We start from the raw sequence: 24,786 nt of genomic DNA on the forward strand, positions 1-24,786 counted from the left end.
GCCCAGCAAACACGACACCCCGTAGGATGGGTTGAGCGAAGCGATACCCATCACCATGGCGCGATGGGTATCGCAGGCTCAACCCATCCTACGAAGAGCGCCTCGGCAAGGCGCTGTAGGCGCGGGCCGCGTCTGCGGTGGCGTAGAACGCCACCGTCGTCCAATCAGCCGTACAGCCGCGAGTAATCCAGCCAGCGGCTGAGCGCGCCTTCCTCCACCCAGGCACGGGCCGCGGCGATGTCCGGGGCGAAGTAGCGGTCCTGGTCGTAGGCCGGGACCTGGGCGCGGATCATCTTCAGCACTTCCTGCAGCTGCGGCGAGCTTTGCAGCGGCGCGTGGAATTCCACGCCCTGGGCGGCGGCCAGCAGCTCGATGGCGACCACCGCCGAGCTGTTGCCAGCCATGTCCTGCAGGCGGCGCGCGGCGAAGGTGGCCATGGACACGTGGTCTTCCTGGTTGGCCGAGGTCGGCAGGCTGTCCACCGAGGCCGGATGGGCCAGGGTCTTGTTCTCCGAGGCCAGGGCCGCCGAGGTCACCTGGGCGATCATGAAGCCGGAGTTCAGCCCGCCTTCCCTGACCAGGAACGCCGGCAGGCCGGACAGCGCCGGGTCCACCAGCTGGGCGATGCGCCGTTCCGACAGGGCGCCGATCTCGGCGATGGCCAGGGCCAGCACGTCGGCGGCCATGGCCACCGGCTCGGCGTGGAAGTTGCCGCCGGAGAGCACGTCGCCGTCGGCGCTGAACACCAGCGGGTTGTCCGACACCGCGTTGGCTTCGCGCAGGAACACTCCGGCGGCGAAGCGCAGGTGGTCGAGGCAGGCGCCCATTACCTGGGGCTGGCAGCGCAGGGAGTAGGGGTCTTGCACGCGCTTGCAGTCGATGTGCGACTGGTTGATCTGGCTGTCGTGCAGCAGCTCGCGGTAGAAGGCCGCCACGTCGATCTGCCCGGGCTGGCCGCGGACCGCCTGGATGCGCGCGTCGAAGGGCACGTAGGAGCCCTTGAGCGCTTCCACCGTCAGGCTGCCGGCGACCACCGCCGAGACGAACAGCTTCTCCGCCGCGAACAGCCCGCGCAGGGCCAGGGCGGTGGACACCTGGGTGCCGTTGATCAGCGCCAGGCCCTCCTTGGGTCCCAGCACCAGCGGCTGGCAGCCGGCGATGGCCAGGCCTTCGCTGGCCTCCATGACGCGGCCCTGGTGGCGCACCTGGCCGACGCCGATGAGCGCCGAGGACATGTGCGCCAGCGGCGCCAGGTCGCCGGAGGCGCCCACCGAGCCCTGGGACGGGATGCACGGGTAGACGCGCGCCTGGTAGAGCTTGAGCAGGGTGTCGATCACCGCCATGCCCACGCCGGAGAAGCCGCGGGCCAGGGAGCCGATCTTCAGCGCCATGATCAGCGCCACGCTGGCGTCGTCCAGCAGCGGGCCGGTGCCGGTGCAGTGCGAGAGGATCAGGTTGCGCTGCAGGGTGACCAGCGAATCCTCGGGGATGGAAGTGCGCGCCAGCAGGCCGAAGCCGGTGTTGATGCCATAGACGGTGCGCTGGTCGGCGATGATCTGGCTGACCGTGCGGGCGCTGTTCTCGATGTTCGCGCGGCAGGCTGCATCCAGTTGCAGCTCGGGTTGCCGCTGGTGGATGGCGCGCAGCTGGTCGAGGGAAAACTGGCCGGGGGTGATCTGCAGGGTTTCGGACATGACGGCTCCCGTGTTCCGGAGTGTTACCGCGCTCGGCGGCGAGACTATCTATTCCTGTATATACAAGTATGAGCAATAAGCGAGCCATTCCATTGGGCCGGATTGCGCCGACGCCATTCCTGCGCGCGCGAGCGGGGTGCGGCGTCCCTCTGTAGGAAATAAGGAAGGGCAGCGGCGCTCCCGGGAAATGAGGTGAGCTGTAACGGCGAGGCGTTACCGGATGCTACGAAATGGAGCAGGCGATCACCGTTCTGGTGCGTATGACCGACAGATGTAGCTGCCTTCCTGGACCCGCCCGGTTGTACGAAGTCATCTATTAATACTTTTTAAATCAATAGGTTGAGTTCTATTTCCGCTGTGCCCGATGTGCCCGGCGAGGGACTTGGCCTTTCCTTTGCTTATACTTGTATGTACAAGCATATACGTGACAGGAGGCGACGCTTCCTGCACCGATGCCCAACCCGAATCCCGTTGCCGGAAGCCGAACGCCCCGGCTTTCGCATCCGAGCCCAAGACTGCCTTGAAGGAGCCTGCCGTGACCGAATCCAGCAAATTCCGTGACGTCGAAATCCGCGCCCCGCGCGGCACCCAGCTGAACGCCAAGAGCTGGCTGACCGAAGCCCCGCTGCGCATGCTGATGAACAACCTCGACCCGGAAGTCGCGGAGAACCCCAAGGAACTGGTGGTGTACGGCGGCATCGGCCGCGCCGCGCGCAACTGGGAGTGCTACGACAAAATCGTCGCCACCCTTAAAGAGCTGAACGACGACGAGACCCTGCTGGTGCAGTCCGGCAAGCCGGTCGGTGTGTTCAAGACCCACGCCAACGCCCCGCGCGTGCTGATCGCCAACTCCAACCTGGTGCCGCACTGGGCCACCTGGGAACACTTCAACGAACTGGACGCCAAGGGCCTGGCCATGTACGGCCAGATGACCGCCGGCAGCTGGATCTACATCGGCAGCCAGGGCATCGTCCAGGGCACCTACGAAACCTTCGTCGAAGCCGGCCGCCAGCATTACGCCGGCAACCTCAAGGGCCGCTGGGTGCTGACCGCCGGTCTGGGCGGCATGGGCGGCGCCCAGCCGCTGGCCGCGACCCTGGCCGGCGCCTGCTCGCTGAACATCGAGTGCCAGCAGAGCCGCATCGACTTCCGCCTGCGCAGCCGCTACGTCGACGAACAGGCCAAGGACCTGGACGACGCCCTGGCGCGCATCGCCAAGTACACCGCCGAAGGCAAGGCCATCTCCATCGCCCTGCTGGGCAACGCCGCCGAAATCCTCCCGGAGCTGGTGCGCCGCGGTGTGCGCCCGGACATGGTCACCGACCAGACCAGCGCCCACGACCCGCTCAACGGCTACCTGCCGATCGGCTGGAGCTGGGAGCAGTACCGCGACCGCGCGCAGACCGAACCGGCCGCCGTGGTCAAGGCCGCCAAGCAGTCCATGGCCGTGCACGTGAAGGCCATGCTGGAGTTCCAGAAGCAGGGCGTGCCGACTTTCGACTACGGCAACAACATCCGCCAGATGGCCAAGGAAGAGGGCGTGGCCAACGCCTTCGACTTCCCCGGCTTCGTCCCGGCCTACATCCGCCCGCTGTTCTGCCGCGGCATCGGCCCGTTCCGCTGGGCCGCGCTGTCGGGCGACGCCGAGGACATCTACAAGACCGACGCCAAGGTCAAGGAGCTGATCCCCGACGACGCCCACCTGCACCGCTGGCTGGACATGGCCAAGGAGCGCATCAGCTTCCAGGGCCTGCCGGCGCGCATCTGCTGGGTCGGCCTGGGCCAGCGCGCCAAGCTCGGCCTGGCGTTCAACGAAATGGTCCGCAGCGGCGAGCTGAAGGCGCCGATCGTGATCGGCCGCGACCACCTGGACTCCGGCTCGGTGTCCAGCCCGAACCGCGAGACCGAGGCCATGCAGGACGGCTCCGACGCCGTGTCCGACTGGCCGCTGCTCAACGCCCTGCTGAACACCGCCAGCGGCGCCACCTGGGTTTCGCTGCACCACGGCGGCGGCGTGGGCATGGGCTTCTCGCAGCACTCGGGGATGGTGATCGTCTGCGACGGCACCGACGAAGCCGCCGCGCGCATCGCCCGCGTGCTGACCAACGACCCGGGCACCGGCGTGATGCGCCATGCCGACGCCGGCTACCAGATCGCCATCGACTGCGCCAAGGAACAGGGCCTGAACCTGCCGATGATCACCGGCAAGTGAGGCACAGGGGCGGCTCCGCCGCCCCGGGCCAGGGAGGAACCGCCGCGCGGGTGGGGGCGCGGCGGTCGGGCCGAGCGGAATCCGTCCTCTGACACAACAAGAACCCCGGCCCGGCGCCGGGGTGGAGAAGAAAAGCGATGTCCCAGGCCAGTGAGAACTCCAGCAAGCCGCTGATCGAGCGGCGCTCGATCAACTACATCCCCGAGGCCGAGCGCCACGGCAAGCTCTACAGCCAGTTCACCCTGTGGCTGGGCGCCAACCTGCAGATCACCGCCATCGTCACCGGGGCCCTGGCCGTGGTGCTGGGCGGCGACGTGTTCTGGTCGCTGATCGGCCTGCTCATCGGCCAGCTGCTCGGCGGCGGGGTCATGGCCCTGCACGCGGCCCAGGGGCCCAAGCTGGGCCTGCCGCAGATGATCTCCAGCCGGGTGCAGTTCGGCGTCTACGGCGCGGCCATCCCGATCGTGCTGGTGTGCCTCATGTACCTGGGCTTCACCGCCACCGGCACGGTGCTTTCCGGGCAGGCGCTGGGCCAGCTGTTCGGCGTCAGCGACAGCGCCGGCATCCTGATCTTCGCCAGCGTCATCGTCCTGGCGACCGTGCTCGGCTATCGGGTGATCCACTTCATCGGCCGCCTCGCCAGCGTCATCGGGGTGATCGCCTTCGTCTACCTGTTCAGCCGCCTGATGACCCAGACCGACGTCGGCGCGCTGCTGCAGATCCGTCATTTCAGCTGGAGCAGCTTCCTGCTCGCGGTGTCCCTGGCCGCGTCCTGGCAGATCGCCTTCGGCCCCTACGTGGCCGACTACTCGCGCTACCTGCCGAGCAAGACCTCGTCGGTGAAGACCTTCCTCGCCGTCGGCGCCGGTTCGGTGATCGGCGCGCAGGTGGCGATGGTCCTCGGGGTGTTCGCCGCGGCCATGGCCAACGGCCAGTTCGCCGGCCGCGAGGTCGCCTACATCGTCGGCCTGGGCGGCAGCGGCGCCACCGCGGCGCTGCTGTACTTCAGCATCGCCTTCGGCAAGGTGACCATCTCCACGCTGAACTCCTACGGCAGCTTCATGTGCATCGCCACCATCATCAGCGGCTTCCGCGGCCACGTCGAAGTCACGCCCCGGCAGCGCCTGGTGTTCGTGCTGCTGATCGTCGGCGCCGCCACCCTGGTCGCGCTGCTCGGCCAGCATTCGTTCCTCGGCGCGTTCAAGTCCTTCATCCTGTTCCTGCTGGCCTTCTTCACCCCGTGGAGTGCGGTCAACCTGGTGGACTACTACCTGATCACCCGCGAGCGCTACGACGTGCCGGCGCTGGCCGACCCGGACGGCCGCTACGGCCGCTGGAACCTGCCGGGGATCAGCGTGTACGTGATCGGCGTGCTGGTCCAGCTGCCGTTCATCGCCACCAAGTTCTACACCGGCCCGCTGGTGGACTACCTGGGCGGCGTGGACATCTCCTGGATCATCGGCCTGGTGGTGCCCGCCGTCCTCTATTACCTGGTCGCCCGGCGCAGCAGCCGGGCGGTGCCGGACCGGCTGATCCTGCCGGCCCGTACCTGAACCGGCCCGGCCGCGCCCCGCACGGGCGCGGCCCTTGTACTGCCCAACTCCCTTTCCACTTTTAGGAGCATCAGATGAACAATTCCAAGAAGACGCTGCTGGGCCTGATCCTTTGCGCCGGGTTGCTGGGTTCCATGGCATCGGCCCAGGCCGCGGGCTGGTGCGAGAGCGGCAAGCCGGTGAAGTTCGCCGGGCTGAACTGGGAGAGCGGCATGCTGCTCACCGACGTCATGCAGTTCATCCTGAAGAACGGCTACGGCTGCGAGACCGACAGCCTGCCGGGCAACTCCATCACCATGGAGCAGGCCCTGGCCAACAACGACATCCAGATCTTCAGCGAGGAGTGGATCGGCCGCAGCGACGCCTGGAACAAGGCCGCCGCCGCCAACAAGGTGGTCGGCGTGGGCGCGCCCATCGTCGGCGCCACCGAGGGCTGGTACGTGCCGCGCTTCGTGATCGAGGGCGACAAGGCCCGCGGCATCGAGGCCAAGGCGCCGAACCTCAAGGCGGTCACCGACCTGGGCCAGTACGCCGAGCTGTTCCGCGACCCGGAAGAGCCGGGCAAGGGCCGCTTCTACAACTGCCCGGCCGGCTGGACCTGCGAGCTGGAAAACTCCGAGATGCTCAAGAAATACGGCCTGGAGGACAAGTACACCAACTTCCGCCCGGGCACCGGCCCGGCGCTGGATGCCGCGGTGCTGTCCAGCTACAAGCGCAAGGAGCCGATCCTCTTCTACTACTGGTCGCCGACGCCGCTGATGGGCCAGGCCGACCTGGTCAAGCTGGACGAGCCGGGGGTGAACAAGGACGTGAAGATCCAGGTCGGCCTGTCGCGCAGCTTCCATGACCAGGCGCCGGAGCTGGTCGCGGTGCTGGAGAAGGTCAACCTGCCCATCGACCTGCTGAACCAGAACCTGGCGAAGATGGCCAAGGAGAAACTGTCCTCCGAACAACTGGCCAAGGCTTTCCTCAAGGAGCACCCTGAGGTGTGGACCGCCTGGGTCAGCGAGGACGCCGCGAAGAAGATCCAGGCCGCGCTCTGACGCTGCCCGAGCCGGGGAGGCCAGGCCTCCCCGGCGATGCCTAATCCTTGCGAGTACGAGCCATGTTCCCTGAACGCTTCACCTTCTCCATCGCCGACGTGGTCAACGGCTGGGTCGACGCCCTGGTGACCAACTACGGCGACGTCTTCCGGCACATTTCCGACACCCTGCTGTGGGCCATCGTCAACCTCGAAAGCCTGCTGCGCGCCACGCCCTGGTGGCTGATGCTGGCCATCGTCGCCGGCATCGCCTGGCACGCCACCCGGCGCCTGGTGCCGACCCTGGTGATCACCGGCCTGCTGTTCCTGGTCGGCGCGGTGGGGCTGTGGGACAAGCTCATGCAGACCCTCGCGCTGATGATGGTAGCCACCATCATTTCGGTGCTGATCGGCATCCCCCTGGGCATCCTCGCCGCCCGCAGCGACCGCCTGCGCGCCATCCTGCTGCCGCTGCTGGACATCATGCAGACCATGCCCAGCTTCGTGTACCTGATCCCGGTGCTGATGCTGTTCGGCCTGGGCAAGGTGCCGGCGATCTTCGCCACCGTGATCTACGCCGCGCCGCCGCTGATCCGCCTCACCGACCTGGGCATCCGCCAGGTCGACCGCGAGGTCATGGAAGCGGTCACCGCCTTCGGCGCCAACCGCCGCCAGCAGCTGTTCGGCGTGCAGCTGCCGCTGGCCCTGCCGAGCATCATGGCGGGCATCAACCAGACCACCATGATGGCCCTGTCGATGGTGGTGATCGCCTCGATGATCGGCGCCCGCGGCCTGGGCGAGGACGTGCTGGTGGGCATCCAGACGCTCAACGTCGGCAAGGGCCTGGAGGCGGGTCTTGCGATCGTCATCCTCGCCGTGGTCATCGACCGCATCACCCAGGCCTACGGCCGCTCGCGTCACCACGAGGCCAGCAAATGAGCAAGATCCAGGTCAAGAACGTCTACAAGATCTTCGGCGCCCGCGCCGACGCCGCCCTGGCGATGATCCGCCAGGGCAAGAGCAAGGCCGAGGTGCTGGCCGCCACCGACTGCGTGGTCGGGGTGAACGACCTGTCGCTGTCCATCGAGGCCGGTGAAATCTTCGTCATCATGGGCCTGTCCGGCTCCGGCAAGTCGACCCTGGTGCGCCACTTCAACCGCCTGATCGACCCCACCAGCGGCGAGATCCTGGTCGACGGCGAAGACATCCTGCGCTATGACTCGCGCCAGTTGGAGAACTTCCGCCGGCGCAAGATCAGCATGGTGTTCCAGAGCTTCGGCCTGCTGCCGCACAAGAGCGTGCTCGACAACGTCGCCTACGGCCTCAAGGTCCGCGGCGAGAGCAAGGCGCTGTGCCAGGAGCGCGCGCTGCACTGGATCGCCACCGTGGGCCTGAAGGGCTACGAGAAGTCCTACCCGCACCAGCTCTCCGGCGGCATGCGCCAGCGTGTCGGCCTGGCCCGCGCGCTGGCCGCCGACACCGACGTGATCCTCATGGACGAGGCGTTCAGCGCCCTCGATCCGCTGATCCGCGCGGACATGCAGGACCAGTTGCTGGAACTGCAGAAGACCCTGCACAAGACCATCGTCTTCATCACCCACGACCTCGACGAGGCGGTGCGCATCGGCAACCGCATCGCCATCCTCAAGGACGGCCAGCTGATCCAGGTCGGCGCCTCGCGGGAAATCCTCCACCAGCCGGCCGACGAGTACGTCGACCGCTTCGTCCAGCGCCGCGTGGCCAACCTGTAGTCCGGGAGTCTCGATGTCCTCCGCTTCCATCATCACCTTCGGCGACGCGCCCCTGCACTGGCAGGACGTGGTCGCCGTGGCCCGCCACGGCGCGCGCCTGGAGCTTTCGGCGGCGGCCTGGGCGCGCATCGACAACGCCCGCGGCATCGTCGAGCGCATCGTCGAGCGCGGCGAGCGCGCCTACGGCATCAGCACCGGCCTCGGCGCCCTGTGCAACGTGGTGCTCGAAGGCGAGCAACTGGCCCAGCTGTCGCGCAACACCCTGCTCAGCCACGCCTGCGGCGTCGGCGAGGCGCTGAAGGACGAGCAGACGCGCGCGATCGTCTGCGTCGCCATCGCCAACTACAGCCTCGGCAAGTCCGGCCTGCACCGCCGCGTGGTGCAGGCGCTGCTGGAACTGCTCAACCGCGGCATCACCCCGCGGGTGCCGGCCCAGGGCTCGGTGGGCTACCTGACGCACATGGCCCACGTCGGCGTGGCCCTGCTGGGCGTCGGCGAGGTGAGCTACCAGGGGCGCATCGTCAGCGCCGCCGAAGCGCTGGGCGCCGAGGGCCTGGCGCCGGTGGAGCTGGGCGCCAAGGACGGGCTCAGCCTGGTCAACGGCACGCCCTGCATGACCGGCCTGTGCTGCCTGGCCCTGGAAGACGCGACGCGCCTGGCGCACTGGGCCGATGTGATCGGCGCCATGAGCTTCGAGGCCCTGCGCGGGCAGACCGACGCCTTCGACGCGGAAATCCTCGCGCTCAAGCCGCACCCCGGCGCGCAGCTGGTGGGCGAGAACCTGCGCGCGCTGCTCGACGGCAGCGAGGTGCTCGCCAGCAGCCGCGGCATCCGCACCCAGGATGCCCTGAGCATGCGCTCCATGCCGCAGATCCACGGCGCCTGCCGCGACCAACTGGCCCACGCCGCGCGCCAGGTGGAGATCGAACTCAATTCGGCCAACGACAACCCGCTGGTGCTGGGCACGCCCGAGCACTACCGGGTGGTGTCCCAGGCCAACCCCCACGGCGAATCCGTGGCCATGGCCGCCGACCTGCTGTGCATCGCCGTGGCCGAGCTGGGCGGCGTCGCCGAGCGCCGCCTGGACCGCCTGATCAACCCGCTGGTCAGCGGCCTGCCGGCGTTCCTGGTGAGCCAGCCGGGGGTCAACTCGGGGATGATGATCGTGCAGTACGTGGCCGCCGCCCTGGCCGGCGAGAACCGCCAACTGGCGCAGCCGGCGGTGGTCGACAACTACGTCACCTCCGGCCTGCAGGAAGACCACCTGAGCCTGGGCACCAGCGCCGCGCTCAAGCTCGGCCGCTGCATCGGCAACTGCCAGCAGATTCTCGCCATCGAATACCTGCTGGCCGCCCAGGCCTTCGAATTCCTCAAGGAACAACGCTTCGGCGCCGGCACCCAGCGTGCCTGGGAACTGCTGCGCGAGCAGGTGCCGGCCTACGACGCCGACCGCTGGCTGGCCCCGGACATCGCCCGCGCCGCCGCGCTGCTGGCCGACCGCCGGGCGCTGCAGAACGTCGGCGCGAGCATCGGGAGACTGCAATGAAACAGCTCTGGCACAACTGCCACGCCGCCACCATGGCCGGCGGCAAGTACTCGATCATCGAGGACGCCGCGATCCTCACCGAGGGCGCGCGCATCCACTGGATCGGCCCACACGCCGAGCTGCCGCTGCACGAGGTGCAGCGCAGCCACGACCTGGGCGGCGCCTGGCTGACCCCGGGGCTGATCGACTGCCACACCCACCTGGTGTTCGGCGGCGACCGTAGCGCCGAATTCGAGCTGCGCCTGCAGGGCGCCAGCTATGCGGAGATCGCGGCGGCCGGCGGCGGCATCGCCAGCACCGTGCGCGCCACCCGCGAGGCCAGCGAGGAAGAATTGCTGGCCAGCGCCATCAAGCGCGCGCGGCCGCTGCTGGCCGACGGCGTGACCGTGCTGGAAGTGAAATCCGGCTACGGCCTGGACCTGCCCAGCGAGCGCAAGATGCTGCGCGTGGCGCGGCGCCTGGGCGAGGTGCTGCCGGTGACGGTGCGCGCCACCTGCCTGTCGGCCCACGCCCTGCCGCCGGAATATGCCGGGCGTGCGGACGAGTACATCGAGCTGATCTGCGCGGAAATCCTCCCGGCGCTGGCGCAGGAAGGGCTGGTGGATGCGGTGGACGCCTTCTGCGAGCACCTGGCGTTCTCCCCGGCGCAGGTCGAGCGGGTGTTCCAGGCCGCCAAGGCGTTGGGGCTGCCGGTGAAGCTGCACGCCGAGCAGCTGTCGTCGCTGCATGGCTCCAGCCTGGCCGCGCGCTACCAGGCGCTGTCCGCCGACCACCTGGAATTCATGACCGAGGAAGACGCCATCGCCATGGCCAGGGCCGGCACCGTCGCGGTGCTGCTGCCGGGCGCCTTCTTCGTCCTGCGCGAAACCCAGCTGCCGCCGATGGACGCGCTGCGCAAGCACGGCGTGGCCATCGCCCTGGCCAGCGACCTCAACCCCGGCACCTCGCCGGCGCTGTCGCTGCGCCTGATGCTGAACATGGGCTGCACCGCCTTCCGCCTGACCCCGGAAGAAGCGCTGGCCGGCGTCACCCTGCACGCCGCCCGCGCCCTGGGCCTGGAGGCCGACCACGGCAGCCTGGAGGCGGGCAAGCTCGCCGACTTCGTCGCCTGGGACATCCAGCGCCCGGCCGAGCTGGCCTACTGGCTCGGTGGCGACCTGCCCAAGCGCATCATCCGTCACGCAGAGGAAGTCTCCTGTGGATAACGTACTGAGCTTCAGCCGCGGCCGCGTGCCGCTGCTGGTGAGCATGCCGCACCCCGGCACGCGCCTGACCCCGGCCGTGGAAGCCGGCCTGGTGGACGAGGCGAAGGAACTGGCCGACACCGACTGGCACATCCCGCGCCTGTACGACTTCGCCCGCGAACTGGGCGCCAGCACCCTGGCGGCGAACTACTCGCGCTACGTCATCGACCTCAACCGCCCGGCCGACGACAAGCCGCTGTACAGCACGGCCACCACCGGCCTGTATCCGGACACCTTGTTCGACGGCCGCCCGCTGTTCCACGAAGGCCAGGCGCCCTCGGCCGAGGAGCGCGCGCGCTACCTGGCGGAAGTCTGGATGCCGTACCACCAAACCCTGGCCGAGGAACTGGCGCGGCTGAAGGCCGAATTCGGCTACGCCCTGCTGTGGGACGCGCACTCGATCCGTTCGCACATCCCGCACCTGTTCGACGGCAAGCTGCCGGACTTCAACATCGGCACCAACTCCGGCAACAGCTGCCCGGCGGACCTCGCCGAGCGCCTGCAGGCAGTGTGCGCCGAAGCCGAGGGCTACAGCCACGTGTTGAACGGGCGCTTCAAGGGCGGCCACATCACCCGCCACTACGGCCAGCCCGAGCAGCACGTGCACGCGGTACAGCTGGAACTCGCGCAGTGCAACTACATGGATGAACAGGCGCCGTTCGCCTACCGCGAAGACCTGGCCGGCCCGACCGCCGAGGTGCTGCGCAAGATGCTGGAGACCTTCCTGGCCTGGGGCCGCGAGCGTTACGGCCGTTGACGAAACGCCCGCGCACGGTGCTTGCCGAGATGCTTTTCGTAGGATGGGCGTAGGAGCGGGCCCTGCCCGCGAATCGCGCGCAGGGCGCGCTCCTACATGGGGACGCTGTGGGTGGGGCAGCGTAGGAGCGGATCTCATCCGCGAATCGCGCCGGTATGTCCGGCTATCGCGGACAAGGTCCGCTCCTACGGGGGGAGGAATACCGTGCTTCCCCACAACCTGTAGGAGCGGGCCCTGCCCGCGATTTCGCGCGCAGGGCGCGCTCCTACATGGGGACGCTGCGGGTGGGGCGGCGTAGCGGATCTCATCCGCGAATCGCGCCGGTATGTCCGGCTATCGCGGACAAGGTCCGCTCCTACGGGGGGAGGAATACCGTGCTTCCCGACAACCTGTAGGAGCGGGCCCTGCCCGCGATTCGCGCGTAGGGCGCGCTCCTACATGGGGACGCTGCGGGTGGGGCGGCGTAGGAGCGGATCTCATCCGCGAATCGCGCCGGTATGTTCGGCTATCGCGGACAAGGTCCGCTCCTACGGGGGAGGAATACCGTGCTTCCCGACAACCTGTAATTGGATGGACTCACCCTCACCGAGGCGTCGAGGCGCCACGGTGGCGGTCTAAGAAGCCACCGACAGTGAGGGTGAGTCCATGAAAAAGCATACGACGATGAATAAGCCGGTGTCTGCAACCGATGTATCGGTGTGCACGACAGTCGCCGTGGATCTGGCGAAAAAGGTCTTCCAGGTGGCGGGGGAAGACGCCCTGGGTCAACTGGCGTACGAACAGCGAATCAAGTCGCGTGAAGCGTTTCAGGTGTTTCTGCAGAAGCTGCCGGAGGGCGTGACGGTGCTGATGGAGACCGGCCCTGGAGCACAAGCCTGGGCTCGGCTGCTGCAGGCGCAGGGCAACCCGGTGCGTATCCTGCCGGCCCAGCGGGTGGCCGAGCACCGGAGCGGAGCGAAGAATGATCGCAATGATGCCCACGCCATTCTGCGGGCGGGCCGGGATAGCAGTATCGCGTCGGTGCCGGTGAAGAGCGTCGCGGCACTGGCGATGCAGGCCTGGCACCGGGTCCGGCGGGGCTATGTGCGGCGGCGCACCGCCATGGGTAATCAGATCCGCGGGCTGCTGCTGGAGCAGGGCATCGCCCTGGCGCAGGGGGATGTGGGCTTGAAGCAAGGTGTCACCCGGGTGCTGGAAGACGCCCGCCAGCCGTTGCCGGCTCTGCTGCGCGAGCTGATCGACGAGATGCTGAACGAATGGAAACGGCTGGGCGAGCGTATCGCCGCGCTGACCGGGCGTCTGGAAGCCTGTGCCGCCGCCGACCCGACAGCCAAACGGCTGATGACGGTACGTGGTATCGGTCCGATCACGGCCACGGCCTTACTGGCCAAACAGGTCGAGCCGGAACGTTTCGCCAATGCGCGTCAGTTCGCTGCCTACTTCGGCATCGTGCCCGACCAGCACAGCAGCGGGCAGAAGGTACGGCTGGGCAAGATGACCAAACGTGGCGACGCCTATGTGCGCAGCCTGATGGTCGTGGGCTCGCATGCGGTGTTGAAGCAACTGCGGCCCGATTCCGAACACCCGGACGATCGGCGCCTGCAGCGCTGGCTACAACGTCTGGGGCGCAAGGGCGCGGCAGTGCGACTGGCCAACCGCAACCTGCGTATCGCCTGGGTGCTGCTGTGCAGCGAACAGACCTACCAGCGCAAGCCGAATGCTTGCCGGGAGATGGAAATGAGCCACTGATCAACGAGTTCCCGCCAACGGGGCGCCAAGTCGCTCCAACCCTTGCTGAAGAACATTGACCCCTGGTCAGACCGTCGCGGATCGATGCCTACGCTCCTACCGGCCTTCGAGGCCTCTTTGTAATCGGCATTCCGCGGGCTTACCCAATGTTGGCCAGAAGCCCGACGTGGCTTCCTCGAACAGGCCTAATACATAGATGCAGTCGGGTTTTCATGTTCAAAAGCGGGTTGACGGTGGGGGTGAGTCCATACATAGGAGCGGGCCCTGCCCGCGATTTCGCGCGCAGGGCGCGCTCCTACATGGGGACGCTGCGGGTGGGGCAGCGTAGGAGCGGATCTCATCCGCGAACCGCGCCGATATGTCCGGGCTCCTACGAAGAGCACCTCGGCGCGGGGCGCGCGGTCATTCCCAATCCAGCCGGGCCAGCTTCCACTCGCCGTCTTCCAGCCACCACTCCAGCTTCACGTCGTACAGGCGCGCGCTGTCGGGGATCAGCCCCTCGGCGCCGGTCAGGCCGACCTTGGCCTTGGTGTAGCCGCGGCGCGAGACCGCCGGGTCGATCCAGCTGTTCTTCGCCGGGGCGAGCACGCCGATCTTCTGGTGACGGAGGAACAGCACCGCCATGGTGCGTCGGGCCCAGTCGCGGTCGTTGACCTGCTGGGCGCGGAAATCGTCGGCCAACTGGTCGAGCACGGCGCCGGTCTTCTTCGCTTCGATGTTCGCCTGCAATTGCTGCACGGCGGCTTCCAGGGCGGCTTGCGGGTCGTCCTTGCCGCAGCCGGCGAGCAGGGCGAGGCACAGCAGCAGGGGCAGGGCGAGGGGCCTGGCCAGCATGTCGAACTCCTTTTCGGAATGAAGGTGAGCCCGGCACCGTAGCGCAGACGCGCGCCCCGCGGCCACGCCGGGAGTGTTTCCAAAGTTCGCCGTTCAGCGCGCCAGGAGGAACTGCCCGGGGTCGACGAAGAACATCTTCTTCCAGCCCTGGGTCTCGTCGGTGGCCGCCCAGGGCCGCGGCAGCAGCGACAGCACCGCGTAGTGCAGGTGCGGCGGCTTGCCGGCGGCGTTGCCCGAGCTGCCCACCGCGCCGACCACCTGGCCACGGCCCACCGGTTGCAGCGGCGCCACGTTCCAGGCCTGCAGGTGCGCCAGGTAGTGCAGACGCCATTTCGGCCCGAGGATCAGCACCACCTTGCCGCCCAGGCCGATCTCGCCGCGGTACAGCACCAGCCCCGGCACCGGCGACAGCGCCGGGGCGCCGGCGTCGGCGAAGATGTCGATGCCCTTGTGCACCCCGGAAATGCCCCAGGGTTCGTACCAGAACGAACGGCGGTTCCAGTCGCGCTGGCTGGCGCCCTGCACCGGGATGACCGGGCGTTCCGGCAACAGCATCGGCAGGACCAGCAGCGCCGCGAGCAGCAGGAGCCAGCGGCGTTTCATACCTGCAGGCCCAGGTGGCGGATCAGCGGCGCCGGCGCGGCCAGGCGTTCCCAGACGTCGTCGAGCAGTTCGGCGGGATAGAAGGAGGGCAGGGCGGTCAGGTCGGCGCGCGGCACCCAGGCCACCTCGTGGATGGCGAACTCGTCGCCGCCCAGGCCGCGGAGGTTGTCCAGGCTCAGGTCGCCGCGCCAGGCGTCGACGCGGTAGAACAGCTCCATGTGGAAGCGCCCGGCCAGCGGCTCGGCGAATTCGCGGACGTACACCAGCGGCCCGACCTCCACCTCCAGCCCGGTTTCCTCGCGGCATTCGCGCTTCACGGTGTCGCGCGTCGATCGGTCGCTGTGCGACTCGAAGCCGCCGCCCGGGGGAATCCAGTAGACGTCGCCGTCGACCTCGTGGCGCACCAGCAGGATGCTCTGCTCGCGGACCAGCAGGCCGGCGGCGCGGATGCGGTGTTGCAGTGGGTTCATCGCCAGTCGAGCCTCGCCAGCTTCCAGGTGTCACCGTCGCGTCGCCATTCCAGGCTTACGCTGTAGGGGCGGTTGCGCCTGCGCTCGGGCAGCAGGTCGTCGCCGCCGGTCAGCGCCAGTTCCGCCCGGGTATGGCCGACATCGGCATAGTTGCGGTCGACGCGGCTGCTGCGGCCCAGGGTGATGAAGCGCACCCGCGGCTGCTGGACGAACAGCTGCGCCAGGGTCCGGCGCACCCAGTCGCGGTCGTACTCGCCCTGGGCGCGGAAATCCTCGTGCAACTGCGCCAGCACGGCGCTGGTGGCGCGCTCGTCGAGGTTGCGCTGCAGCTGGCGCACCGCGTCGTTCAACTGGTCCTGGGGGGAGTCGCTGCTGCACCCGCCCAGCAGACAAATGACGCACAGCAGGCAAAGATACAACTTCCTCGGCATCCCGAGTGAACTCCTTTATCGGTTTTGCGCGGGCACAGGTATCATGCCGGACACGCAAGGGATGGTATCCGGTCGAGGGACGGACCGTACGTAAAGATTCAGGAGTGCGCCATGCAGCTTTTGTATCCGGAAATCAAGCCTTACGCCCGGCACCAGCTGGCCGTCGATGAACCGCACGTCCTCTACGTGGATGAAAGCGGCATACCGGACGGCCTGCCGGTGCTTTTCGTGCACGGCGGCCCGGGTGCCGGTTGCGACGCCCTGTCCAGGCGCTTCTTCGACCCCAACCTGTACCGCATCGTCACCTTCGACCAGCGCGGCTGCGGGCGCTCCACGCCCTTCGCCAGCCTGGACGACAACACCACCTGGCACCTGGTGGCCGACATGGAGCGCATCCGCCAGCACCTGGGCATCGAGAAATGGGTGCTGTTCGGCGGCTCCTGGGGCTCGACGCTGTCGCTGGCCTACGCCCAGACGCACCCCGAGCGCGTCCACGCCCTGGTCCTGCGCGGCATCTTCCTGTGCCGCCCGCAGGATCTGCGCTGGTTCTACCAGGAAGGCGCCAGCCAGCTGTTCCCCGACTACTGGGAGGACTACCTGGCGCCGATCCCGGCGGACGAGCGCGGCGACCTCATGCAGGCTTTCCGCAAGCGCCTGGTGGGCAGCGACCAGATCGCCCAGATGCACGCCGCGCGCGCCTGGTCCACCTGGGAAGGGCGCACCGCGACGCTGCGGCCCAACCCGGCGGTGGTCGACCGCTTCAGCGATCCGCACCGCGCGCTGTCCATCGCCCGCATCGAGAACCACTACTTCGTCAACGCCGCCTTCCTCGAACCGGACCAGCTGCTGCGCGACATGCACCGCATCGCCCACCTGCCCGGCGTCATCGTGCACGGCCGCTACGACGTGGTCTGCCCGCTGGACAACGCCTGGGCGCTGCACAAGGCCTGGCCGAACAGCGAGCTGCAGATCGTCCGCGACGCCGGCCACGCCGCCAGCGAGCCGGGCATCGCCGATGCCCTGGTGCGCGCCACCAACGAAATCGGCCGGCGCCTGCTGAACCTGCCCCCGGAGGCCGAATGAAAGGGCTGATCCAGCGGGTGAGCGCCGCGCGGGTGGAAGTCGACGGGGAAATCGTCGGCGCCATCGATCAGGGCCTGCTGGCGCTGGTCGGCGTGGAGCCCCAGGACGACGAGGCGAGCGCCCAGCGGCTGCTGCACAAGCTGCTTAACTATCGAGTGTTCGCCGATATTGAAGGTAAGATGAACCTTTCTCTGGGCGATGTCGGCGGCGGCCTGCTGCTGGTCTCGCAGTTCACCCTGGCCGCCGACACCCGCAAGGGCCTGCGGCCGAGCTTTTCCAGCGCGGCGCCGCCAGCCCGGGGCGCCGAGTTGTTCGAACATCTCGTGGATCAGGCACGAGCCCGTCATCCGCTGGTCGCTACCGGCCGGTTCGGCGCCAACATGCAGGTCCACCTGGTCAACGACGGGCCGGTGACCTTTCTTCTGGAGGCGTGAACAGGCGGCAGTCCGTAATCGGGCCGCAGGATGATGGCAACTCGCATGCGACTAGAACAATGGCTCCCCGGAAGCCCAGGCCACAAGGCCGGGCAAGGGTTCTTCGCAATCGCGGGGAATCATTCGGGCTCACCGGGGTCGGAATTCAATCGCCGGCACTTTGGCATTGCCAGGGTCGGCCTTGGTTTTTTCAAGTTCACGGACGAGGGGGACTCGTGATTTTTCGTTCCGTTCAACACACCGCTTCCCGTAATTTCCTGCGCGACCTGATGCTGGTCGGCTCCGCTTTCCTGGCCCTGGGCGCCTCTCACGCCTGGGCTTTCACCATCGATGACGTTGCCGGCGAGGCGAAGAAGCTGGCCAGCGAGAAGTACAGCGCGCCGACCAGCAACCTGCCGTCGGTATTCAGCGAGATGAAATTCGCCGACTACCAGCAGATCCGCTTCCGCATGGACAAGGCCTACTGGGCCGACGAGAAGGAGCCGTTCAAGCTCAGCTTCTATCACCAGGGCATGCACTTCGACACCCCGGTGAAGATCAACGAGGTGACGGCCACCAGCGTCAAGGAGATCAAGTACGATCCCGCGCGTTTCGACTTCGGTACGCTGCAGTTCGACGCCAATGCCACCAAGGACCTCGGCTACGCCGGGTTCCGCGTGCTCTACCCGATCAACAAGGCCGACAAGCTCGACGAGATCGCCACCTTCCTCGGCGCCAGCTACTTCCGCGTGGTCGGCAAGGGCCACGTCTACGGCCTCTCCGCCCGCGGCCTGGCGCTGGACACCGCGCTGCCCTCCGGCGAGGAGTTCCCGCGCTTCCGCGAGTTCTGGATCGAGAAGCCCAAGCCCCAGGACAAGCACCTGGTGATCTACGCCCTGCTCGACTCGCCGCGCGCCACCGGCGCCTACCGCCTGGTCCTGCGCCCCGGCAAGGACACCGTGGTCGACGTGCAGGCCAAGGTGTTCCTGCGCGACAAGGTCACCAAGCTCGGCCTGGCGCCGCTGACCAGCATGTTCCTGTTCGGCTCCAACCAGCCCTCGGAGCAGCACAACTTCCGTCCGGAGCTGCATGACTCCACCGGCCTGCAGATCCATGCCGGCAACGACGAGTGGATCTGGCGCCCGCTGAACAACCCGAAACACCTGTCGGTGAGCAGCTACGCGGTGGAGAACCCGAAAGGCTTCGGCCTGCTCCAGCGCGGCCGCGAGTTCAGCCGCTACGAAGACCTGGACGACCGCTACGACCTGCGCCCGAGCCTGTGGATCGAGCCGCGCGGCGACTGGGGCAAGGGCAGCGTCGAGCTGGTCGAGATCCCCACCCCGGACGAGACCAATGACAACATCGTCGCCTTCTTCAACCCGGAGAAACGCCCGGAGGCCGGCCAGCCGCTGGAATACGCCTACCGCATGCACTGGACCATGGACGAGGACGCCCTGCACTCGCAGAAGGTCGCCCAGGTCAAGCAGACCCTGCGCTCGGTGGGTGACGTCAAGCAGGCCAACCTGATCCGCCAGCCCGACGGCAGCACCGCCCTGGTGGTGGACTTCGAGGGCGCCAACCTCAAGGTCCTGCCGGCCGACGCCGCGGTGACCACCCAGGTGAGCACCGACGACAACGCCGAGGTCAAGGAAAACAACCTGCGCTACAACCCTGTGACCCAGGGCTGGCGCCTGACCCTGCGGATCAAGGTGAAGGATCCGAAGAAGCCGACCGAAATGCGTGCGGCCCTGGTCAAAGATGGACAGACCCTGTCCGAAACCTGGAGCTACCAGCTGCCTGCCGATGAATAACACGACCACCCACAAGGCTCCGCTGGGCGAATACCTCGAGCACCTTCCGCTGACTGCGGAAGGGCGCGAGCGCCTGGCGCGCAGCGCTTCCTTCAGTGACCTGCACCAGCGCCTGGCGGAGGAGGCCGGCACCGCGCCGGTCGTTACCGACGATGCGGCGCTGGGCTCCATCGGCCCGCGCCTGCTGCTCGGCTACGGCCAGGAGCTGCAGGAAACCGGCATGCTCGGCCTGGACGACAACGGCCGCGCCTACCTCAAGGCGGCGCCGCCGATCCAGCGCACCAAGGTGCTGCCCGAACCCTGGCGGACCAACGTGCTGGTGCGCGGCTGGCGCCGCCTGCTCGGCCGCGGCAACCCGTCCAAGCCCGTGCGCGACCTGCCCAAGGCGCGCTGGCAGCGGGTCGGCTCGCTGCGCCGGATGATCCTGCTGCTGCTGATGCTCGGCCAGACCAGCATCGCCACCTACTACATGAAGGGCATCCTGCCGTACCAGGGCTGGGCGCTGATCGACCTGGAAGAGATCAACCGCCAGACCTGGCTGCAGACCCTGCAGCAGGTGCTGCCGTACCTGATCCAGTTCGGCGTGCTGCTGCTCTTCGCCATCCTCTTCTGCTGGGTCTCGGCCGGTTTCTGGACCGCGCTGATGGGCTTCTGGGAGCTGCTCAGCGGCCGCGACCGCTACCGCATCTCCGGCAGCAGCGCCGGCAACGAGCCGATCGCGGCCGACGCGCGCACCGCCATCGTCATGCCGATCTGCAACGAGGACGTGCCGCGGGTCTTCGCCGGCCTGCGCGCCACCTTCGAATCGGTGGCCGCCAGCGGCGAGCTGGACCACTTCGATTTCTTCGTCCTCAGCGACACCTACCAGGCCGACATCGCCGTGGCCGAGGAGCAGGCCTGGATCGAGCTGTGCCAGGAGACCAAGGGCTTCGGCAAGCTGTTCTACCGCCGCCGCCGCCGCCGGGTGAAGCGCAAGAGCGGCAACATCGACGACTTCTGCCGGCGCTGGGGCAGCCAGTACAAGTACATGGTGGTGATGGACGCCGACAGCGTGATGAGCGGCGACTGCCTGGCCAAGCTGGTGCGGCTGATGGAAGCCAACCCGGAGGCGGGGATCATCCAGACCGCGCCCAAGGCCTCGGGCATGGACACCCTCTATGCGCGCATGCAGCAGTTCGCCACCCGCGTGTACGGCCCGCTGTTCACCGCCGGCCTGCACTTCTGGCAGCTGGGCGAGTCGCACTACTGGGGCCACAACGCGATCATCCGCATGAAGCCCTTCATCGAGCACTGCGCCCTGGCGCCGCTGCCGGGCAAGGGCTCGTTCTCCGGGGCCATCCTCTCCCACGACTTCGTCGAGGCCGCGCTGATGCGCCGCGCCGGCTGGGGCGTGTGGATCGCCTACGACCTGGAGGGCAGCTACGAGGAATTGCCGCCGAACCTGCTGGACGAGCTCAAGCGCGACCGCCGCTGGTGCCACGGCAACCTGATGAACTTCCGCCTGTTCCTGGTCAAGGGCATGCACCCGGTGCACCGCGCGGTGTTCCTCACCGGGGTGATGTCCTACCTGTCGGCGCCGCTGTGGTTCTTCTTCCTGGTGCTGTCCACCGCGCTGCTGGCGGTGCACCAGTTGATGGAGCCGCAGTACTTCCTGGAGCCGCGCCAGCTGTTCCCGATCTGGCCGCAGTGGCACCCGGAGAAGGCCATCGCGCTGTTCTCCACCACCCTGACCCTGCTGTTCCTGCCCAAGCTGCTCAGCGTCATGCTGATCTGGGCCAAGGGCGCCAAGGCCTTCGGTGGCGTGGTCAAGGTCACCCTGAGCATGCTCCTGGAGATGCTCTTCTCGGTGCTGCTGGCGCCGGTGCGCATGCTCTTCCACACCCGCTTCGTGCTGGCCGCGTTCCTCGGCTGGGAAGCGCAGTGGAAGTCGCCGCAGCGTGACGACGACGCCACGCCGTGGAGCGAGGCGCTGCGCCGCCACGGCATGCAGACCCTGCTGGGCCTGGCCTGGGCGCTGCTGGTGGTGTGGCTGAATCCGCGCTTTTTGTGGTGGCTGTCGCCCATCGTCGGTTCGCTGATGCTGTCCATCCCGGTGTCGGTGATCACCAGCCGCGTCAACCTGGGCCTGGCCTCGCGCGACGAGAAGCTGTTCCTCATCCCCGAGGAATACGACACACCGCGCGAGCTGCGTTCCACCGACGAGTACACCTACCAGAACCGCTGGCAGGCGCTGAAGGACGGCTTCGTCCGCAGCGTTTCCGACCCGCTGCTCAACGCCCTGGCCTGCGCCATGGGCACCGCGCGCCACGCCCGCTCCGAGGCCATCGAGGCGGCGCGCCAGCGGCGTGTGCAGCAGGCTCTGGAAGGCGGCCCGCAGGCCGTCGCCGGCGAGGCCCGCCTGGCCCTGCTGAGCGACCCGGTGGCGCTCTCGCGCCTGCACCTGCAGGTGTGGGAAGGCGGCCACGAGAACTGGCTGGAGCCTTGGCGCAAGTCGGTGCAGGCCGACGCGCACAGCCCGGCATTGCCGCTGGCGCCGCCGGCCGGCGCCGGCGTGGGCCTGCCCGCCGCGCAGTCCTGACCGCGAGCCGCTCCCCGTCGCCAGGCGGGGAGTGGCAACGCCTTGCAACGGTTTTCCCGGCGCTTTACTGCTGCTAACCTGCGCCATCGATCCAGAAAGACTCCCGACGGACGGCGACAGAGGGTAGGATTCGCACCCTTCAGCGCCCGGCGAGGCTTCGCGCGGCATAAAGACCGCAGCTGGATGCCGTGCCGACGTGCGCACGACTCAATTTCGACTGTCTGGGAGTGTGGGGAATGAAAAAGTATCTGGCATCGCTGCTGCTGGGCGTCTGCGCCCTGGCCGGCGTGGGCGCGGCACAGGCCGGCGCGGTGGATGACGCGGTCAAGCGCGGCAGCCTGCGGGTGGGCATGGACCCGACCTACATGCCGTTCGAGATGACCAACAAGCGTGGCCAGATCGTCGGCTTCGAGGTCGACCTGCTCAAGGCCATGGCCAAGGCCATGGGCGTCAAGCTGGAGCTGGTCTCCACCAGCTACGACGGCATCATCCCGGCGCTGCTGACCGACAAGTTCGACATGATCGGCTCGGGCATGACCCTGACCCAGGAACGCAACCTGCGGGTCAACTTCTCCGATCCCTTCATCGTGGTCGGCCAGACCCTGCTGATCCGCAAGGAGCTGGAAGGCACCATCAAGTCCTACAAGGACCTGAACGACGCCAAGTACCGCATCACCTCGAAGATCGGCACCACCGGCGAGTTCGTCGCCAAGAAGCAGCTGTCCAAGGCCCAGTACCACGGCTTCGACAACGAGCCCGAGGCGGTCATGGACGTGGTCAACGGCAAGGCCGACGCCTTCATCTACGACTCGCCCTACAACGTGGTCGCGGTCGGCAAGTTCGGCGCCGGCAAGCTGGTGTTCCTCGACCAGCCGTTCACCTACGAGCCGCTGGCCTTCGGCCTGAAGAAGGGTGACTACGACTCGATCAACTGGATCAACAACTTCCTCAAGCAGATCCACGAGGACGGGACCTACGATCGTCTGCACGACAAGTGGTTCAAGAGCACCGACTGGCTGAAGGACATGGAATAATCCGCGTCCGACGCTGTTCGACCCGACGCGCAGGCCCCGGCCTGCGCGTTCGCATTTTCACGGTAAAGATACGTGACTAGAAGCAAACGCCCCACCTGGCCCTGGCATGGGCTGACCGCGCTGATCCTCCTGCTGATCGGCCTGGCCATCTGGTATTCCACCTCGCTGATTTCCTACGAGTGGCGCTGGAACCGCGTTCCCCAGTACTTCGCCTACCAGGCGGAGGAACCGCAACGTGCGGACGCCGTCTCGCGGGTGGAGAAGATCGAGGATTCCGGCCGCGAGGCCCGCGTCACCCTGGTCGACGACGACGGCAAACAGCAGGTGCTGAACGTGGCCGGCGACAGCCTGCAGTTCTCCGAGAACGACGACGTCGGCGAAGGCGACGTGGTCGGCGTGCAGCGCCACTGGGCCGCCGGCCCGCTGGCCTGGGGCCTGTGGACCACGCTGTGGATCTCCTTCGTCTCCGGCGCGATCGGCCTGGCCATCGGCCTGTTCACCGGCCTCTGCCGGCTGTCGAAGAACCCCACGCTGCACGACCTCTCGACGCTCTACGTCGAACTGGTGCGCGGCACGCCGCTGCTGGTGCAGATCTTCATCTTCTACTTCTTCATCGGCACCGTGCTCAACCTGTCCCGCGAGTTCGCCGGGGTGGCGGCGCTGGCGCTGTTCACCGGCGCCTACGTGGCCGAGATCGTCCGCGCCGGCGTGCAGTCCATCGCCCGCGGCCAGGACGAGGCGGCGCGCTCCCTGGGCCTGAGCGCGGCGCAGTCGATGCGCCATGTGATCCTGCCGCAGGCCTTCAAGCGCGTGCTGCCGCCGCTGGCCGGGCAGTTCATCAGCCTGGTCAAGGACACCTCGCTGGTCTCGGTGATCGCCATCACCGAACTGACCAAGAGCGGCCGCGAGGCCATCACTACCTCGTTCTCCACCTTCGAGATCTGGTTCTGCGTGGCCGCGCTCTACCTCGTCATCAACCTGCCGCTGTCGCATATGGCGAGCCGGCTGGAACGGAGGCTCGGACAAAGTGATTGAAGTCCGCAACCTGACCAAGGTGTTCGACACCCGCGGCCACGTGGTGCGCGCGGTGGACGACGTGACCACCCGCGTGGACAGGGGCGAGGTGGTGGTGGTGATCGGGCCCTCCGGCTCGGGCAAGTCCACCTTCCTGCGCTGCCTCAACGGCCTGGAGGAGTTCGACTCCGGCTCGGTGAGCATCGACGGCGTCGACCTGGCCAACCCGAAGACCGACATCAACGCCTACCGCCGCGAAGTCGGCATGGTGTTCCAGCACTTCAACCTGTTCCCGCACATGACCGTGCTGGAGAACCTGTGCCTGGCGCAGAAGGTGGTGCGCAAGCGCGGCAAGGCCGAGCGCGAGGAGAAGGCGAAGGCGCTGCTGGCCAAGGTCGGCATCGGCCAGAAGGCCAACGAATACCCCTCGCGCCTGTCCGGCGGCCAGCAGCAGCGCGTGGCCATCGCCCGCGCGCTGTGCATGGAGCCGAAGGTGATGCTGTTCGACGAGCCGACCTCGGCGCTCGACCCGGAGATGGTCGGCGAGGTGCTCGACGTGATGAAGGCCCTGGCAGTGGAAGGCATGACCATGGTCTGCGTCACCCACGAGATGGGCTTCGCCCGCGAAGTGGCCGACCGCGTGCTGTTCTTCGACCACGGCAAGCTGCTGGAAGACGCGCCGCCGGCGCAGTTCTTCGAACAGCCGGCCGATCCTCGGGCGCAGAGCTTTTTGCGGCAGGTGCTTTGAGTACTTGGTGAATGACACGAAGCCGCCTCTTGGGGCGGCTTTTTTGTCACTTGTAGGAGCGAGCTTGCTCGCGAATGGTGTTTCCCTTTGGCAACGGCGTGTCGGCTCAACTCCGCACCCTCTCCCTAACCCTCTCCCTGAAGGGAGAGGGGACCGTTGGGCAGAGGTGGGTGTTTTAGAGTTAGCCGGTTAGCCCGGCAGGTTCCGGCTGAAACCATTACTTCTCTCGGCACGGACAAG

21 protein-coding genes are annotated in these 24,786 nt (G+C 67.6%); 16 read left to right on the forward strand and 5 right to left on the reverse strand.

Going from position 1 to position 24,786, the window contains the following annotated elements; all coding sequences use genetic code 11:
- Positions 1–164: 164 nt before the first annotated feature.
- The gene (gene hutH / locus IG194_RS15355; RefSeq protein ID WP_058488129.1) at positions 165–1,694 is read right to left on the reverse strand and encodes a histidine ammonia-lyase; all 1,530 of its coding nucleotides are present in this window, start codon (positions 1,692–1,694) and stop codon (positions 165–167) included.
- Positions 1,695–2,229: 535 nt separating this feature from the next.
- On the opposite strand from hutH (IG194_RS15355), the gene hutU reads away from it, so the two are divergent.
- The 9 genes from hutU to IG194_RS15400 all read left to right on the forward strand — a co-directional run bounded on the left by hutU (position 2,230) and on the right by IG194_RS15400 (position 13,527).
- Positions 2,230–3,906 (forward strand): urocanate hydratase, encoded by a 1,677-nt coding sequence (gene hutU / locus IG194_RS15360; RefSeq protein ID WP_058488130.1) that lies wholly within the window; start codon positions 2,230–2,232, stop codon positions 3,904–3,906.
- A 137-nt stretch (positions 3,907–4,043) separates the two neighbouring features.
- Positions 4,044–5,459 (forward strand): purine-cytosine permease family protein, encoded by a 1,416-nt coding sequence (locus IG194_RS15365; RefSeq protein WP_043268393.1) that lies wholly within the window; start codon positions 4,044–4,046, stop codon positions 5,457–5,459.
- A 74-nt stretch (positions 5,460–5,533) separates the two neighbouring features.
- A complete protein-coding gene (locus tag IG194_RS15370) occupies positions 5,534–6,502 on the forward strand; it encodes an ABC transporter substrate-binding protein (RefSeq protein WP_043268395.1) in 969 nt (322 codons plus the stop codon).
- Between the two features lie 62 nt (positions 6,503–6,564).
- A complete protein-coding gene (locus tag IG194_RS15375) occupies positions 6,565–7,419 on the forward strand; it encodes an ABC transporter permease (RefSeq protein WP_043313138.1) in 855 nt (284 codons plus the stop codon).
- Positions 7,416–8,231 carry a quaternary amine ABC transporter ATP-binding protein gene (locus IG194_RS15380; protein ID WP_058488131.1) on the forward strand — a complete coding sequence of 272 codons (816 nt, stop codon included), beginning with the start codon at positions 7,416–7,418 and terminating at the stop codon, positions 8,229–8,231. Before IG194_RS15375 ends, IG194_RS15380 begins: the two co-directional genes overlap by 4 nt.
- Positions 8,232–8,244: 13 nt before the next feature.
- Positions 8,245–9,777 (forward strand): histidine ammonia-lyase, encoded by a 1,533-nt coding sequence (gene hutH / locus IG194_RS15385; RefSeq protein WP_058070764.1) that lies wholly within the window; start codon positions 8,245–8,247, stop codon positions 9,775–9,777.
- A complete protein-coding gene (hutI, locus tag IG194_RS15390) occupies positions 9,774–10,982 on the forward strand; it encodes an imidazolonepropionase (protein WP_058488132.1) in 1,209 nt (402 codons plus the stop codon). The genes hutH (IG194_RS15385) and hutI overlap by 4 nt, the downstream gene beginning before the upstream one ends.
- Positions 10,975–11,778 (forward strand): N-formylglutamate deformylase, encoded by an 804-nt coding sequence (gene hutG / locus IG194_RS15395; RefSeq protein WP_058488133.1) that lies wholly within the window; start codon positions 10,975–10,977, stop codon positions 11,776–11,778. The genes hutI and hutG overlap by 8 nt, the downstream gene beginning before the upstream one ends.
- Before the next feature lie 663 nt (positions 11,779–12,441).
- On the forward strand, positions 12,442–13,527 hold the full coding sequence (locus tag IG194_RS15400; protein ID WP_081884617.1) for an IS110 family transposase: 1,086 nt from the start codon (positions 12,442–12,444) through the stop codon (positions 13,525–13,527).
- Between the two features lie 402 nt (positions 13,528–13,929).
- On the opposite strand, the gene IG194_RS15405 is transcribed toward IG194_RS15400, so the two are convergent.
- The 4 genes from IG194_RS15405 to IG194_RS15420 form a co-directional block, all read right to left on the reverse strand.
- On the reverse strand, positions 13,930–14,361 hold the full coding sequence (locus tag IG194_RS15405) for a hypothetical protein (RefSeq protein ID WP_058488134.1): 432 nt from the start codon (positions 14,359–14,361) through the stop codon (positions 13,930–13,932).
- Between the two features lie 93 nt (positions 14,362–14,454).
- Positions 14,455–14,964 (reverse strand): M23 family metallopeptidase, encoded by a 510-nt coding sequence (locus IG194_RS15410; protein WP_058070761.1) that lies wholly within the window; start codon positions 14,962–14,964, stop codon positions 14,455–14,457.
- The gene (locus tag IG194_RS15415) at positions 14,961–15,434 is read right to left on the reverse strand and encodes an NUDIX domain-containing protein (protein WP_009613717.1); all 474 of its coding nucleotides are present in this window, start codon (positions 15,432–15,434) and stop codon (positions 14,961–14,963) included. The genes IG194_RS15410 and IG194_RS15415 overlap by 4 nt, the downstream gene beginning before the upstream one ends.
- Entirely contained in the window at positions 15,431–15,865 is a 435-nt protein-coding gene (locus IG194_RS15420) for a hypothetical protein (protein WP_058488135.1), read from the reverse strand. The genes IG194_RS15415 and IG194_RS15420 overlap by 4 nt, the downstream gene beginning before the upstream one ends.
- A 111-nt stretch (positions 15,866–15,976) precedes the next feature.
- Here IG194_RS15420 and pip point away from each other — a divergent pair, with 111 nt between their 5' ends.
- The 7 genes from pip to IG194_RS15455 all read left to right on the forward strand — a co-directional run bounded on the left by pip (position 15,977) and on the right by IG194_RS15455 (position 24,546).
- On the forward strand, positions 15,977–16,948 hold the full coding sequence (gene pip, locus IG194_RS15425) for a prolyl aminopeptidase (RefSeq protein ID WP_009613715.1): 972 nt from the start codon (positions 15,977–15,979) through the stop codon (positions 16,946–16,948).
- Entirely contained in the window at positions 16,945–17,382 is a 438-nt protein-coding gene (dtd, locus tag IG194_RS15430; protein WP_009613714.1) for a D-aminoacyl-tRNA deacylase, read from the forward strand. Before pip ends, dtd begins: the two co-directional genes overlap by 4 nt.
- A gap of 215 nt (positions 17,383–17,597) precedes the next feature.
- Positions 17,598–19,172: a glucan biosynthesis protein G gene (locus IG194_RS15435; protein ID WP_009613713.1), complete on the forward strand. Its 1,575-nt coding sequence runs from the start codon at positions 17,598–17,600 to the stop codon at positions 19,170–19,172.
- Positions 19,165–21,750 carry a glucans biosynthesis glucosyltransferase MdoH gene (gene mdoH / locus IG194_RS15440; protein WP_058488136.1) on the forward strand — a complete coding sequence of 862 codons (2,586 nt, stop codon included), beginning with the start codon at positions 19,165–19,167 and terminating at the stop codon, positions 21,748–21,750. The genes IG194_RS15435 and mdoH overlap by 8 nt, the downstream gene beginning before the upstream one ends.
- Before the next feature lie 236 nt (positions 21,751–21,986).
- Positions 21,987–22,784 carry a transporter substrate-binding domain-containing protein gene (locus tag IG194_RS15445; protein ID WP_009613710.1) on the forward strand — a complete coding sequence of 266 codons (798 nt, stop codon included), beginning with the start codon at positions 21,987–21,989 and terminating at the stop codon, positions 22,782–22,784.
- A 72-nt stretch (positions 22,785–22,856) separates the two neighbouring features.
- A complete protein-coding gene (locus tag IG194_RS15450; protein ID WP_009613709.1) occupies positions 22,857–23,819 on the forward strand; it encodes an amino acid ABC transporter permease in 963 nt (320 codons plus the stop codon).
- Positions 23,812–24,546 (forward strand): amino acid ABC transporter ATP-binding protein, encoded by a 735-nt coding sequence (locus IG194_RS15455; RefSeq protein ID WP_043268418.1) that lies wholly within the window; start codon positions 23,812–23,814, stop codon positions 24,544–24,546. Before IG194_RS15450 ends, IG194_RS15455 begins: the two co-directional genes overlap by 8 nt.
- Positions 24,547–24,786: the final 240 nt, after the last annotated feature.

The sequence above is a fragment of the Pseudomonas sp. ADPe genome (assembly GCF_014843515.1).
Classification (GTDB): domain Bacteria; phylum Pseudomonadota; class Gammaproteobacteria; order Pseudomonadales; family Pseudomonadaceae; genus Pseudomonas; species Pseudomonas citronellolis.